13 protein-coding genes are annotated in these 13,832 nt (G+C 60.2%); 11 read left to right on the top strand and 2 right to left on the bottom strand.

All coding sequences use genetic code 11. The features are described 5' to 3' along the window. Positions 1–13: 13 nt before the first annotated feature. The 4 genes from Q1A52_RS17570 to Q1A52_RS17585 all read left to right on the top strand — a co-directional run bounded on the left by Q1A52_RS17570 (position 14) and on the right by Q1A52_RS17585 (position 3,310). Positions 14–1,033 (top strand): ABC transporter substrate-binding protein, encoded by a 1,020-nt coding sequence (locus tag Q1A52_RS17570; protein ID WP_300018300.1) that lies wholly within the window; start codon positions 14–16, stop codon positions 1,031–1,033. Positions 1,034–1,038: 5 nt separating this feature from the next. Continuing rightward, positions 1,039–1,806 (top strand): ABC transporter ATP-binding protein, encoded by a 768-nt coding sequence (locus Q1A52_RS17575; RefSeq protein WP_300018303.1) that lies wholly within the window; start codon positions 1,039–1,041, stop codon positions 1,804–1,806. A gap of 67 nt (positions 1,807–1,873) precedes the next feature. Further along, positions 1,874–2,593 carry an ABC transporter permease gene (locus tag Q1A52_RS17580; RefSeq protein WP_300018593.1) on the top strand — a complete coding sequence of 240 codons (720 nt, stop codon included), beginning with the start codon at positions 1,874–1,876 and terminating at the stop codon, positions 2,591–2,593. Between the two features lie 180 nt (positions 2,594–2,773). Further along, on the top strand, positions 2,774–3,310 hold the full coding sequence (locus Q1A52_RS17585; RefSeq protein WP_300018306.1) for a peroxiredoxin-like family protein: 537 nt from the start codon (positions 2,774–2,776) through the stop codon (positions 3,308–3,310). A 129-nt stretch (positions 3,311–3,439) separates the two neighbouring features. Here Q1A52_RS17585 and Q1A52_RS17590 read toward each other — a convergent pair whose 3' ends face one another. Both Q1A52_RS17590 and Q1A52_RS17595 read right to left on the bottom strand, forming a co-directional pair. After that, positions 3,440–5,134 (bottom strand): AMP-binding protein, encoded by a 1,695-nt coding sequence (locus Q1A52_RS17590; protein WP_300018309.1) that lies wholly within the window; start codon positions 5,132–5,134, stop codon positions 3,440–3,442. Positions 5,135–5,156: 22 nt separating this feature from the next. Continuing rightward, complete coding sequence (locus tag Q1A52_RS17595) at positions 5,157–6,029, bottom strand: MurR/RpiR family transcriptional regulator (RefSeq protein ID WP_300018312.1); 873 nt, start codon at positions 6,027–6,029, stop codon at positions 5,157–5,159. Between the two features lie 119 nt (positions 6,030–6,148). On the opposite strand from Q1A52_RS17595, the gene Q1A52_RS17600 reads away from it, so the two are divergent. Genes Q1A52_RS17600 through Q1A52_RS17630 form a run of 7 tightly spaced genes read left to right on the top strand, consistent with a single transcriptional unit; the run spans position 6,149 to position 13,829 of the window. Beyond that, entirely contained in the window at positions 6,149–6,913 is a 765-nt protein-coding gene (locus Q1A52_RS17600) for an N-formylglutamate amidohydrolase (RefSeq protein ID WP_300018315.1), read from the top strand. Continuing rightward, positions 6,910–7,488, top strand: a complete 579-nt coding sequence (locus tag Q1A52_RS17605; RefSeq protein ID WP_300018318.1) for a TRAP transporter small permease subunit — start codon at positions 6,910–6,912, stop codon at positions 7,486–7,488. Before Q1A52_RS17600 ends, Q1A52_RS17605 begins: the two co-directional genes overlap by 4 nt. Next, positions 7,478–8,800 carry a TRAP transporter large permease subunit gene (locus Q1A52_RS17610; RefSeq protein ID WP_300018322.1) on the top strand — a complete coding sequence of 441 codons (1,323 nt, stop codon included), beginning with the start codon at positions 7,478–7,480 and terminating at the stop codon, positions 8,798–8,800. Before Q1A52_RS17605 ends, Q1A52_RS17610 begins: the two co-directional genes overlap by 11 nt. Positions 8,801–8,848: 48 nt before the next feature. After that, on the top strand, positions 8,849–9,883 hold the full coding sequence (locus Q1A52_RS17615; protein WP_300018325.1) for a TRAP transporter substrate-binding protein: 1,035 nt from the start codon (positions 8,849–8,851) through the stop codon (positions 9,881–9,883). A gap of 54 nt (positions 9,884–9,937) precedes the next feature. Continuing rightward, on the top strand, positions 9,938–11,302 hold the full coding sequence (locus Q1A52_RS17620) for a glutamine synthetase family protein (protein WP_300018328.1): 1,365 nt from the start codon (positions 9,938–9,940) through the stop codon (positions 11,300–11,302). A 3-nt stretch (positions 11,303–11,305) separates the two neighbouring features. Then, positions 11,306–12,679 (top strand): aldehyde dehydrogenase family protein, encoded by a 1,374-nt coding sequence (locus Q1A52_RS17625; protein ID WP_300018331.1) that lies wholly within the window; start codon positions 11,306–11,308, stop codon positions 12,677–12,679. A 4-nt stretch (positions 12,680–12,683) separates the two neighbouring features. Next, on the top strand, positions 12,684–13,829 hold the full coding sequence (locus tag Q1A52_RS17630) for an iron-containing alcohol dehydrogenase (protein ID WP_300018334.1): 1,146 nt from the start codon (positions 12,684–12,686) through the stop codon (positions 13,827–13,829). Positions 13,830–13,832 lie beyond the last annotated feature (3 nt).

Raw genomic sequence — 13,832 nt, forward strand, 5'->3', positions numbered from 1 at the left:
CAGGGAGGATCAGATGCCGAATTTCAATCGTCGCGACGCTATGGGCGTTCTGGGGGCGGCCACGGCCGTTGGTCTGGCGGCACCCGCCTATGCGGCGGGCCGCAAGATTACCGTGGGCGCGCTGCGGTTTACCAGCCATTCCGGCAGCTTCATCGCCTATGAACGCAACTACTTTGCCGAGGCGGGCCTGGATGTGGAGCTGAAGTTCTTTCAGGCGGCCCAGCCCATGGCTGTCGCGATTGCCAGCGGCGACGTGGATTACGCAGTCACGGCGATTTCGGGTGGTCTTGTGTCCTTGGCCGACAAGGGGGCGATCAAGGTGATCGGTGGCGCGCTGTCCGAAGAACCGGGCATTGACGGACAGAAAATTCTCGCCAGCGACGCGGCGTTTCAGGCGGGGCTGACCTCACCCAACGCATTGGATGGCAAGAGCTTTGGGATGTCCACTGCCGGTTCTTCGTTTCACTACATGGGGTCCAAGGTGGCCGCAGCCGAAGGCGTGTCGATGTCTTTCAAGCCGCTGCAAAAGGTGGGAGCGATCATTGGCGCGCTGAAATCCGGGCAGATCGACGCCTGGTCCATCGTGCCGCATATCGCCAAGCCGCTTGCGGGGTCCGGCGCCGTCCATATCATTGGGGATATCGCAGATTACCTGCCGGATTATCAGGTGACCACGGTCTTCACCTCGGCCCGCAATGCGGCGGAGGAGCGGGAGATGACCCAGGACTATCTGGTCGCCTACTCCCAGGGTGTGGCGGACTACAACGCCACCATGATTGCCAATGAGAGCGGTCAGGAGGGGATCGATGGTATGGTCGATCTGATCCACAAATATGTCTACACCGACCGTCCGCGCGAAAAGGCGGCACCGTCGATCATCAATGGCACCATGCGGCTGAATGAAGGGGCGGCGTTGAACGTGGCCTCCGTGCGCGACCAGTTGGAATGGTTCCAATCCGAAGGGCTGGTGGATGCAGATATCACTCTGGATACCCTGCTGGATACCTCCTTTGTCGAGACAGTAGGCAGCTAGGGCGGATGGAACTGCGCCTGCGCGGGGTTGGTCACAGCTATGGTGCCCGCGCAGTGCTGCGCGGCATCGACATCGACATCCCGGCGGGGCAGATTGTCTGCATCGTCGGGCCTTCCGGCTGTGGTAAATCCACGCTGCTAAGGATGATGGGCGGGTTGGAAGAACCGGACCTTGGGGAGGTTCTCCAGGTGGGGCAGGCGCCCGAGGATTGCCTGAACCCGCTGACCTACATCTTTCAGGATTTTGCTTTGCTGCCCTGGCGCACGGTTGCCGGGAATGTGTCTCTTGTGTTGGAAGACCATGGGGTCAAAGGCGCAGATGCGCGCGCCATGATCGAGGATGTGCTGAAGCGCACGCGCCTTTCGGACTTTGCCGATGCATTGCCGCGACAGCTCTCTGGCGGCATGAAACAGCGGGTGGCGATTGCCCGTGCGCTGGTCGTCAATCCGGCAGTGATGCTGATGGATGAGCCGCTCTCGGCGTTGGACAGCCAGACGCGCGAGTTGCTGATGGACGATCTGATCAGCCTGTGGACAAGGACCCCCTTTACGGCAGTTTATGTGACGCACAATCTGGCTGAGGCCGTCAGATTGGGACACCGGATCGTGGTGCTGTCGCGCCGCCCCGGTGAGGTTCGAGAGGTGGTCACGTTGGAAAAACCGCTTGAGGCTCGCGCCTATGGTGACGCAGATCTTGAGGTACAGCAGAAACACCTCTGGGAATTGATGCGGGCGGAAGCGGCGGCTGCGGACGCGGAGTTGATCGGTGGATAACCCGGTCAAAAAAGTCGTATTTAGGGGGGGAGGTTTTGCGCCGGTGACGCGCCGTTGGGTCGGATTTATAGTGTTTCTGGTCCTGTTACTGGCTGTTGAATGGGGCACGCGTACCGGGGTGATCTCGCCGCTTACGCTGCCCAAGCCAAGCGATGTTTTGCAAACATTTGCAGAGCTTTACAGCTCGGGGCTCTTGTTCCAGCACCTCTTGCCCTCTCTGTCCCGGCTGGCGGTCGGTGCCGCCCTGGGTGCGTCATTGGGGATTGGCGTGGGTCTTTTGATGGGATTGTTCTCTTTCATCCGCGCGGGATTGGTGCCCTTGGTGGCGGCGATCTTCCCAATTCCCAAGATTGCCCTGCTGCCGCTCTTTGTGATCTGGTTCGGGATCGACGAAGGCAGCAAATATGCATTGATCGCCTTTGGTACCTTCACCCCGACGGTCGTGGCCACCTATGCGGCTGTGGATAACGTAGACCGAACGCTGATCCGCATGGGGCAGAGTTTTGGGCTGAGCTGGCTCAGTATCGTCCGCAAGATTGTTCTTCCGGGGGCGATGCCGGGTATTCTTGCCGGTCTCCGGATTTCATTGGCGATTGCAATCATCCTGCTGGTCGCAGCGGAAATGCTTGGGGCGGAATATGGGATCGGTGCCTATATTCTCGAGGCGGGGTCGCTCTATGATCTGGAACGGCTTTTTGCAGGCGTGGTGATCCTGTCGGTTTTGGGTGTTCTGGTCAGCGCCGTGATCGGCGCCATCGAAAAGCGCGTGTTAAATTGGCGCAGTTAGGGGTTGTCGTCGGTGCCGCCAACGCGGTTTGGAAAAAACCGAGGCGGGTGAAAAGCCACTTCCCCGCGACTTCCGCTCCATGCTCTTGCGCACAAGGCAACGTGAACTCTCGCCTATGGCCTTGCGCCGGTATCCATGAGAGCAGTGGGAGCCACGAATTATTGAACGGAGAAGTGTCCCATGCTGATGCCACGCCAGAAAACCCCCGACCTTGAGCTCCCCATTCTTGGTGGGGGCACATTCAACCTGTCAGAAGATGCCTCTGAACGGGGCACGGTTGTCTGTTTTTACCGGGGGCTGCATTGCCCGCTCTGCGCGACCTATCTGAAAGAGCTGGAAAAACGAACGCCGGAATTTGCGGAACGTGGCGTGAAGACCATCGCGATCAGCAGCGATGGTGAAGAGCGCGCACAGGCAATGGCGGAAAAGATCCAGGCGAAAGAGCTGCGTTTCGGCTATGATCTGTCGCTGAGCAAGGCCAAGGAATGGGGGCTCTACATCTCTACATCGCGGGGCAAGACGTCGATCGGGATCGAAGAGCCTGCGCTTTTTTCCGAGCCGGGGTTGTTCATGGTGACACCGCAACAGACGCTTTACTACGGATCGGTGCAGACGATGCCATTCGTGCGCCCGCACTTCTCGGAACTGGTGGGGGCGTTGGACTTTGCAATTAGCAATGACTATCCGGCGCGGGGCGAATACACCGGTGCGGTCTGACAGAGGGTGGTTCTGATCGGGCGATTGGTCAGAACCGTGCTGTTGGTGAAAGGCGCGGCTGGCGCCGCACGACATGTCCCAGGCAAATCCTGAGCGGATTGGCCTGGTGTTGGCACTTCGCGTCGCCTTTCATGCCTCACCAGAGAGCTCAGCCACCATCTGATCCCGCATGATGAACTTTTGCGGCTTGCCGGTGACCGTCATCGGCAGCTCGGATCTGACGCGGATATGCGTGGGCGTTTTGAAGTGGGCGATGTTTTCCCTGCAGAAGTCCCGTATCGTTTTCGGTGACGCCGTGGCACCTTCATGCAGCACCACCCAGACGCAGACGATTTCCCCCAAGGTGTCATCGGGGATGCCGAAAACCTGCGCCTGAGCGATATCTGGATGCGTATAGAGGAATTCCTCGATTTCCCTTGGGTAGATGTTCTCGCCCCCGCGCAGGATCATGTCCTTGACGCGCCCGGTGATGCTGCAATAGCCCTCCGCATCCAGAGTGGCGAGGTCTCCGGTATGCATCCAGCCCTCGGCATCGATGCTCTGAGAGGTTTTTTCATCCTCTCCCCAGTAGCCTTTCATCACCGAATAGCCGCGGGTCAATAGCTCTCCCTGGTGTCCGGTGGGTACTGTGTGGCCTTCCGCATCGACGAGACGGACTTCTACATGCGGATGGATGCGGCCCACCGAGGAGACCCGCTGGTCCAGCGGATCATCCACGTTGCTTTGGAAGGAAACAGGGGAGGTTTCGGTCATGCCGTAGGCGATGGTCACGCCTGTCATATGCATCTGCGATTGCACCTGTTTCATGATTTCGCGCGGGCAGGGGGCGCCGGCCATGATGCCCGTCCGCAGGGTGCTGAGATCGTAGCGGTCGAAGTCGGGCAGGGCGAGTTCGTTCACAAACATCGTGGGCACGCCGAAGAGAGCCGTGCAGCCTTCTTCCGAGACGGCTTTCAGAGTTTCTCTCGCATCAAAGCCTTCGCCGGGAACCACGATGGTGGCGCCTTTGGTGACGCAGCCCAAGGTGCCCATCACCATGCCGAAGCAGTGATAGAAAGGCACCGGGATGCAGAGCTTGTCGCGTTCCGTCAGTTCAAGGGTTTGCGTGACGAAATGCGCGTTGTTGACGATGTTATGATGCGTGAGGCTGGCGCCTTTTGGACTGCCGGTGGTGCCGGAGGTGAACTGAATGTTGATCACATCCTGCGGGTCGAGACGGGCACTGATGGAGTCGAGGTCGGCTGTGCTGGCTTTGCCTGGCCTGCACAGCGCGTCAAAACTGTGCATCCCTTCCGGGATGTCCTGCCCCATCACGATGACATGGCGCAGGTGGGGCAGCTTGGCGGCGCGCAGGAGACCCGTGGTCTGGCCCAGTTCAGGGGCAAGCTTTTGCAGCATGCCGGTGTAGTCCGAGGATTTGAAGGCGCGGGCCGTGATCAACGCCCGGCAGCCGACCTTGTTCAGGGCGAACTCAAGCTCCGACAGGCGGTAGGCAGGATTGATGCACACCAGCACGGCCCCGATGCGGGCGGTGGCGAACTGGGTGAGCAGCCATTCATAGCGGTTTGGCGACCAGATGCCGACGCGGTCGCCCTGGCTGATCCCCAGATCAAGCAGTCCGGCGGCGCAGCGGTCTACCTCTCGGCTGAGATCACTATAGCTCCATCGGATATCCTGAGTGCGAAAGATAGCCGCGAGATGGTCCGGGAGCCGCGCGGTCGTTTGTGCCAGCATATCAGGCAAGGTCATGTTCAGAAGAGGCGCAGATGTGTCGCCGATCACATGGGACATCCCCTTGCGCGGTCGTCTATTGTGCCTGCTCATAACTATCCCTCCCGACGCATCTCTAGATGAATTTACGGAAGAGTTTGGTTTGGTCAAACATGTCTTCCAGCGTTTGCATCCGGTCTTTGGTATCGGCCCAGGACAGGTCCTGCACCGCCGCGATGACCGTCTCGACCAACAGCAATGTGGTGGCGGCGGAATCCCAGGCCGAGGGCACAACGATCCGGCTGGAGAAACAGATATCGGCGAGGCTGTGGATGGGGGACCGCCACTGATCGGTAAAGAGAATGATCCGCGCGCCCCGTGCCTGGGCGATTTCTGCCAGCTTGAGCGTATTGCTCTCGTACCGGCGCACGTCGAAGATCGCGAAAGTATCGCCCTCCTTCACGTCCAGCAGGTAATGCGGCCAGGCGTTGGAGGTGGACTGGATATGGATCACCTCCGGGCGGATCATCTGCATGTGCAGAAAGAGATATTCCGCCAGCGTGTGGGTGATCCGCCCGCCGACGATGTGCAACCGTGAACTGGTGTCGGCCAGTTGCGCACAGGCTGCATCGAAATCATTGGTGTCGATCTGGGCCAGCGAATGGCGGATGTTCTGGATCACCGCCTCGGTGAAACGGTTCAGCATGTGGCCTTCCGGGGCGCCCTCGGCCCAGGTGTCATGTTTGGCGATGGGGCCACTGACCTTCGCCTTCAATTCCTCTCGCAGATCGGCCTGAAACTCCGGATACCCTTTGAACCCCAGCTTCTGCACCATCCGCGCCACGGTCGGGGTCGAGACATCGGCATCCTTGGCCAGGGTCGCAATCGGACCAAGCCCTGAGGCAGGGTAGTTTTCCAGGATCGCATGGGCCAGCTGTCGCTCGGCACGGGTCAGGGTTTCAAGCCGGGCCTGAATGCGGTCTGCGATGGTAAGATTGGCGTCATCCAAATCGGGTGCCTTCTTTTTGATGGATTTTTTTACAGATCATAGAGGACTGAAAGAATAGTTTCATTATTCTGTTGACAGAATCCCGATCCGGCAAGAAATTTATGCGAAACGGGGGTCGAATGACGAAACCAGGCGCAGCGCAACAGGAGGATGTACCGGTGCATGTACTACATGCAGATGGTGCGTCCGGTACCGTGCTGGTCTGCGAACACGCCAGCGCCTTCTTCCCGCCGGAACTGAACGCGCTCGGGCTGCCGTCTGACATGCAAAAGGGCCACGCAGCTTGGGATCCCGGCGCACTGGCGGTTGCGCGCAGGATGTCGGAGCGTCTCGATGCGCCCCTTGTGGCAGGCGCCGTGTCGCGGTTGATCTATGATTGCAACCGCCCGCCCGAAGCCGCCTCCGCCATTCTGGACCAGAGCGAAGGCCGCGACATTCCGGGCAACATCGGCCTCAGCGGGGCGGATCGGGCAGACCGTGTTGTACGCTATTATCTGCCGTTCGAGGCCGCGGTACGCGACACCATGGATGCGGCGAACGCGCGGGTTCTGGTAACCGTGCATAGTTTCACGCCGGTTTTCATGAGGCAGACCCGCGACGTGGAAATCGGTATCCTGCATGACAGCGACACGCGGCTTGCGGATGCCATGCTCAGCACAGCGACCCGGCACACGGCGCTGCACGTCCAGCGGAATGCGCCCTATGGACCCGAGGACGGCGTAACGCATACGCTGAAACTGCACGGGCAGAGCCGCGGCATCCCCAATGTGATGCTTGAGGTCCGCAACGATCTGATCGCCACTGCGCAACAGCAGCAGGACGTGGCGGAAATGCTGGTCGGTTGGGTCGCCCAGGCGCTTGCGGCATTGGAGGCGGCAGCATGAGGCGCGTAGCCGCTTTCTATGTCCGCTGGGTGGATGCGGTGAACTACCGGATCGGACGCATCATGATGTACGGTATCTTTGTCATGATGGCGATCCTGCTGTGGTCGTCGATCTCCAAGACGTTTTTCCTGCCGACCCTCTGGACGCTGGAAATGGCGCAATTTGCGATGGTTGCCTACTACATCACCGGTGGGCCTTACGCGATGCAACTGGGCGCGAATGTGCGCATGGACCTCTTCTATCACAACTGGTCGGTGGAGAAGAAAGCGTGGTTCGACGCCTTCACCGTGCTGTTGCTGATCTTTTATCTGGGCATCCTGCTCTACGGCGCGCTGGGGTCGACCGCCTATTCGCTGGGGTATTGGGGGCAGGAGCCGCTGACCTATTTCGCCGGGCTTTTGACAGGGACGGAGGAGGTCGGCCGGCTGGAGCGCTCCAGCACCGCGTGGCGACCCTATATCTGGCCGATCAAGGCGGTGATGATCGCGGGGTTCTTCCTGATGCTGCTGCAGGCGATCTCCGAGCTGATCAAGGATATTGCGACATTGCGTGAGGTCGATCTCGATGTCGTATGAGATGATCGCGATCCTGATGTTTGCCTCAATGATGCTGATGCTGATGACTGGCCAACGGGTGTTCGGCGCCATCGGCGGTGTCGCGGCGATTGCGGCGGTGCTGCTCTGGACGCCGGGCGGGGTTAACATCCCGTTTTCCTCCGCCATGAAGTTGATGAAATGGTACCCGCTGCTGACGCTGCCGATGTTCATTTTCATGGGTTACGTGCTGTCGGAATCGAAGATCGCGGATGACCTCTACCGGATGTTTCACGTCTGGATGGGGCCGGTGTCCGGTGGGTTGGCGATTGGGACCATCGGGCTGATGGTGCTGGTCTCCGCCATGAATGGCTTGAGCGTCGCGGGCATGGCCATCGGCGCGACGATCGCGCTGCCGGAGCTTTTGCGGCGCGGCTATGACAAGCGCATGGTGACGGGGGTGATCCAGGCGGGGTCATCTTTAGGTATCCTAGTGCCGCCTTCCGTGGTGCTGGTGCTCTACGCGATGATCGCCCGTCAGCCTGTGGGCCAGCTGTGGCTGGCCGGTGTTGTGCCGGGGCTGATGATGGCAGCGGCGTTCATTCTCTATATCTACCTGCGCTGCAAGGCGAACCCAGCGCTAGGCCCCGTGCTGCCACCCGAAGAGCGCACCGTGCCGATGGCGGAAAAGCTGCGGCTGCTGCGGGCGGGGCTGCTGCCCATTGTGATCTTCATGGCGATGATGGTGCCTTTTGTGAACGGCTGGACCAGCCTCGTGGAAAGCTCGGCCATCGGCGCGCTCACGGCCTTCATGGCCGCTGTTTTGAAAGGCCGAATGAACAAGGAGGTCTTCGAGACGTCCGTGCGCCAAACGCTGGCGATCTCCTGCATGTTCATGTGGATTATTCTGGCCGCCCTCGGGTTTGGTGCGGTTTTCGACGGTTTGGGTGCGGTTAAAGCGATTGATCAGTTGTTTACGGAACAGCTTGGCCTGAACCCTTGGATGATCCTGATCCTCATGCAGCTTTCGTTTCTTCTGATGGGCACCTTTCTGGATGACACCGCGATGCTGGTGATCGTAGCGCCGCTCTATGTGCCACTGGTCGCCGCCTTGGGATTTGATCTGATCTGGTACGGCGTGCTCTACACGATCACCACACAGATCGCCTATATGACACCGCCCTTCGGCTATAATCTCTTTCTGATGCGGGCGATGGCGCCGCCCGAGATCACGCTCAAGGACATCTACGGCTCGATCCTGCCGTTCGTGATCGTGATGATTGGATGCCTCGCGTTGATCATGACCTTCCCGCAGATCGCCCTGTGGCTGCCGGAGTATGTTTACGGAAAATAATCAAGACCCCGGCTGACCGGGGCATTCACCTCAACAAGGAGTAAGACCATGACAACAAGACGTAAGTTTCTGACCAGCGCCGCAGCCGGGGCCGCAGCAGCGCCGCTGGCCGCCCCTGCGCTGGCGCAAGGCACGATCACATGGCGGATGCAGACCTATGCGGGCCCCGCACTCGCTGAGCATGTGATCAAGCCCGCCATCGACAGCTTCAACAAGATCGCCGGCGACCGCATGCAGATCGAGCTTTTCTTTGCCGATCAGTTGGTACCCACGGGGGAGCTCTTCCGCGCCATGCAGAACGGCACCATCGACGCCGTGCAGTCGGATGACGACAGCATGGCCTCGCCCACGGAAGTCACCGTTTTTGGCGGTTATTTCCCCTTCGCCTCGCGCTACTCACTCGATGTGCCGGTGCTCTTCAACCAATACGGGCTGAACGAGATATGGGACGAGCAGTACTCCGCCGTCGGTGTAAAGCACATCTCGGCGGGCGCTTGGGACCCGTGTCATTTCGCCACCAAGGACCCGATCCGAAGCCTCGAAGACCTCAAGGGCAAGCGCGTCTTCACCTTCCCCACCGCGGGCCGGTTCCTCACGCAATTCGGCGTGGTCCCGGTGACCCTGCCGTGGGAGGACATCGAGGTCGCGGTACAGACCGGCGAGCTTGACGGCATCGCGTGGTCCGGCATCACCGAGGACTACACCGTCGGCTGGGCGGATGTGACCAACTACTTCCTGACCAACAATATCTCCGGCGCCTGGGCGGGCTCGTTCTTTGCGAATATGGAAAGCTACAACGCGCTGCCGCCGGATCTACAGGAACTGCTGAAGGTCTGCATGGACCAGTCGCATTACTATCGCCAGTGGTGGTATTGGGGTGGCGAGGCCAATCTGCGGGTGAACGGCACCAAGATGGAGTTGACCTCGATCCCCGACGCTGAATGGCAGCAGGTTGAGGACGCAGCGCTCAAGTTCTGGGACGAGATCGCGGCGGAATCCGAGACCAAGGCGAAGGTTGTGGACATCTTTAAGAAGTACAATGCTGATATGGTCAAGGCCGGACGGCCTTATCGTTACACCTGATGACTGCGGGGGCGGTGTGTACCGCCCCCGACCTTCAACGAAACGGACACTCCCATGGCTGGCACTCTGAGCTTTGACGAACTGAAATCGCAGGTGGCGGAGGGTGAGATCGACACGGTTCTCGTCGCCTTCGTGGACATGCAGGGGCGGCTGATGGGCAAACGCTTCCACGCCGCGAACTTCGTCGAGCATTCGCACGCCGAGACCCATTGCTGCAATTACCTGCTCGCCACCGATCTGGAGATGGCAACGCCCGATGGCTATGCCAGCACATCCTGGCAGGCGGGCTATGGCGACTATGTGATGCAGCCCGATTTGGGTACGATCCGGCCGGTGCCGTGGCTGGAGGGTACGGCGCTGGTGCTCTGCGATATCCTCGATCACCATACCCACGCGCCTGTGCCGCACGATCCGCGCGCGGTTCTGAAACGCCAGGTGGCGCGGCTGGAAGAAATGGGCTTTACAGCGATGATGGCGACGGAGCTGGAGTTCTTCCTTTTTGAGAAGAGCTACGACGAGATCCGCAAAGGCGGTTTTCGCGATCTGGCGCCAATCAGCGGCTACAATGAAGATTACCACATCCTGCAGACCACCAAGGAAGAGGGTGTCATGCGGCCCCTGCGCAACCACCTCTATGCGGCGGGCGTCCCGGTGGAAAACACCAAGGGTGAAGCGGAAACCGGGCAGGAAGAACTGAACATCCGCTATGCAGCAGCCTTGGAATGCGCCGATCACCACACGATTGCCAAGCACGCGGTCAAGGAGATCGCGTGGCAGCAAGGCCATGCGGCCAGCTTCCTGCCCAAGTGGGCCGCCGACAAGGTCGGCAGTTCCAGCCATGTGCATCAATCGCTTTGGACGGACGGCGCGCCGCTGTTCTACGAAGAAGGGGCCGAGATGAGCATGTCCGACCTCATGCGCCATTACATGGCCGGGCTGATTGCCTATGCGCCGGACTACACGTTTTTCCTCGCACCCTATGTGAACAGCTACAAGCGCTTCGCCAAGGGGACCTTTGCGCCGACCAAAACCGTTTGGTCGGTGGACAATCGCACCGCCGGGTTCCGGCTCTGCGGTGAGGGCACGAAGGGTCTGCGCGTGGAATGCCGGATCGGCGGATCGGACCTGAACCCCTATCTTGCGCAGGCAGCCATGCTGGCCGCTGGCATCAAGGGGATCGAGGACAAGATGACGCTTGCTCCGCCGACCAAGGGTGACGTTTACGAAGACGCAAAAGCCGCCGATATCCCACAGACATTGCGGGCGGCGACCGAAACGTTGCGCGGTTCAGGGATGTTGCGCGCGGCTATGGGCGACGACGTGATCGACCACTACACGCGCTGCGCCGAATGGGAGCAGGAAGAATTTGACCGCGCCGTGACCGATTGGGAAATCGCGCGCGGCTTCGAGAGGGCCTGAGCCATGACCATCACCTGTATCTCCCCGATTGACGGCTCCATTTACGCCACGCGACCCGTGCTGAACGAATTTGAGGCCGCCGAAGCCGTGGCCAGGGGCAAGGCCGCGCAGGCTGATTGGGCCGCGCGGCCTTTGCGGGAACGGATCGATCTCGTCTTGAAAGGCGTGGCCCACGTCGGCGCGATGAATGACGAGATCGTGCCGGAACTGGCCTGGCAGATGGGACGCCCTGTGCGCTACGGCGGTGAGTTCGGCGGATTTGACGAGCGTGCGCGGCACATGGCTGGCATTGCCGAGGAAGCGCTGGCCGAGATTGCGCTGGAGGACAGCGACAGCTTTCGCCGCATGATCAAACGTGTGCCCCACGGGCTGGTGCTGGTCGTGGCCCCCTGGAACTACCCTTACATGACTGCGATCAACACGGTGGCCCCGGCGCTCATTGCGGGCAATGCGGTGATGTTGAAACACGCCAGTCAGACACCGCTGGTGGGCGAGCGCATGGCACGGGCGTTCCACGCCGCGGGTATCCCGGAGGATGTGTTTCAGAATGTATTCCTGGATCACAGGACTACCTCGGCGCTGATTGCCGACCGGGCTTTTGGGTTTGTGAATTTTACCGGATCGGTCGGTGGCGGCAAGGCGATGGAGGCTGCGGCCTCGGGTGCCTTCACCGGTCTCGGGCTGGAATTGGGCGGCAAGGACCCGGGCTATGTGATGGAGGACGCCGATCTCGAGGCGGCCGCCGAGACACTGATCGACGGGGCGATGTTCAACTCCGGCCAGTGCTGCTGTGGAATTGAGCGCATTTATGTGGCTGAAGCGTTTTTCTCTCAGTTTGTGGATAAAGCCGTCTCAATTGTCGAAAACTACAAGCTCGGCAATCCGCTGGACCACGAAACAACGCTCGGACCCATGGCGCAGGTACGTTTTGCCGATGAGGTGCGGGTGCAGACTGAGGAAGCGTTAGCAGCGGGGGCCAAAGCTCTGATCGATAAGAGTCTTTTCCCGGAAGATGGTGGCGCCTATCTCATGCCGCAGATCCTGGTGGAGGTGGATCATTCCATGCGCGTGATGCGCGATGAGAGCTTTGGCCCGGTTGTGGGTATCATGCCGGTCAAGGACGACGCCGAGGCGGTCCGGTTGATGAATGACAGCGCCTACGGGCTGACGGCATCGCTCTGGACGCCGGACATCGGTCGCGCCGAGGCGATCGGCGATGCAATTGAGACCGGCACCGTTTTCATGAACCGCGCCGATTACCTCGATCCGGGCTTGTGCTGGACCGGGTGCAAGGATACCGGACGGGGCGGTGGGCTGTCGGTCATTGGCTATCACAATCTGACACGCCCCAAATCATACCACCTCAAGAAGGCCTGATCCGATGACGTTGACTGCAAACTGGTCCTACCCCACCGCGATCCGTTTTGGTGCGGGGCGCATTTCCGAGATTGCCGAAGCCTGTGCGGCCGCCGGGATCACCAAGCCGCTGCTGGTCACCGACAAGGGACTGGCGGACATGCCGATCACCCAGAACACGCTCGAACTGCTGACGACCGCTGGCTTGGGCCGCGCGATGTTCTCGGATGTAGACCCGAACCCGACCGAGAAGAATGCCGAAGAAGGCGTGCGCGTGTTCCGCGATGGCGGGCATGATGGCGTTGTGGCCTTCGGCGGTGGCTCGGGGCTCGACCTGGGTAAGGTGATTGCCTTCATGGCCGGTCAGACGCGACCCCTGTGGGATTTCGAGGATATTGGCGATTGGTGGACGCGTGCTGATGCAGAGGCGATTGCGCCCATCGTGGCGGTGCCGACAACTGCGGGAACGGGCTCGGAAGTGGGGCGGGCCAGCGTCATCACCAATTCAGACACCCATGAGAAGAAAATCATCTTTCATCCGAAAATCCTGCCCTCGGTTGTAATCTGCGATCCTGAGCTGACGGTGGGCATGCCATCCGCAATCACGGCGGGGACGGGCATGGACGCCTTTGCCCACTGCCTGGAGGCCTATTGCTCGCCGCATTATCATCCGATGAGCCAGGGCATGGCGCTGGAGGGCATGCGGCTGGTCAAGGACAACCTGCTGACGGCCTATGAGGACGGCACCAACCTGACGGCGCGGGCGCATATGATGTCCGCTGCGGCCATGGGCGCGACGGCGTTCCAGAAAGGTCTTGGTGCGATCCACGCCCTGTCGCATCCGATTGGGGCGGTGCATCATACGCATCACGGGACCACCAACGCAGTGGTCATGCAGCAAGTGCTGATGTTCAACCGTCCGAAAGTGCGCAAACATCTGGCACGGGCGGCCAATTACCTCAGCATCTCGGGCGGGTTTGACGGCTTCCATCGCTTTGTGGGTGACTTGAACACAAAGTTGAATATTCCAAAGAATCTGACGGAACTTGGTGTAAAAGACCCGAATGTCGACGCGCTTGTGGCATCTGCCTTGCAGGATCCCAGTGTCGGCGGAAACCCGGTGAAGATGACCGTGAAAAACACCAAAGACCTGTTGGAGGCGTGTCTCTGACCC

Origin of the sequence: uncultured Roseobacter sp. (assembly GCF_947488185.1) — a bacterium.
Taxonomy (GTDB): Bacteria; Pseudomonadota; Alphaproteobacteria; order Rhodobacterales; family Rhodobacteraceae; genus Roseobacter.

What these genes read in the sequence shown, in the direction of transcription:
- Q1A52_RS17570 (WP_300018300.1), top strand. Translation starts at nt 14, where the DNA reads ATGCCGAATTTCAATCGTCGCGACGCTATGGGCGTTCTGGGGGCGGCC.
- Q1A52_RS17575 (WP_300018303.1), top strand. Translation starts at nt 1,039, where the DNA reads ATGGAACTGCGCCTGCGCGGGGTTGGTCACAGCTATGGTGCCCGCGCA.
- Q1A52_RS17585 (WP_300018306.1), top strand. Translation starts at nt 2,774, where the DNA reads ATGCTGATGCCACGCCAGAAAACCCCCGACCTTGAGCTCCCCATTCTT.
- Q1A52_RS17590 (WP_300018309.1), bottom strand. Translation starts at nt 5,134, where the DNA reads ATGAGCAGGCACAATAGACGACCGCGCAAGGGGATGTCCCATGTGATC.
- Q1A52_RS17600 (WP_300018315.1), top strand. Translation starts at nt 6,149, where the DNA reads ATGACGAAACCAGGCGCAGCGCAACAGGAGGATGTACCGGTGCATGTA.
- Q1A52_RS17605 (WP_300018318.1), top strand. Translation starts at nt 6,910, where the DNA reads ATGAGGCGCGTAGCCGCTTTCTATGTCCGCTGGGTGGATGCGGTGAAC.
- Q1A52_RS17610 (WP_300018322.1), top strand. Translation starts at nt 7,478, where the DNA reads ATGTCGTATGAGATGATCGCGATCCTGATGTTTGCCTCAATGATGCTG.
- Q1A52_RS17615 (WP_300018325.1), top strand. Translation starts at nt 8,849, where the DNA reads ATGACAACAAGACGTAAGTTTCTGACCAGCGCCGCAGCCGGGGCCGCA.
- Q1A52_RS17620 (WP_300018328.1), top strand. Translation starts at nt 9,938, where the DNA reads ATGGCTGGCACTCTGAGCTTTGACGAACTGAAATCGCAGGTGGCGGAG.
- Q1A52_RS17625 (WP_300018331.1), top strand. Translation starts at nt 11,306, where the DNA reads ATGACCATCACCTGTATCTCCCCGATTGACGGCTCCATTTACGCCACG.
- Q1A52_RS17630 (WP_300018334.1), top strand. Translation starts at nt 12,684, where the DNA reads ATGACGTTGACTGCAAACTGGTCCTACCCCACCGCGATCCGTTTTGGT.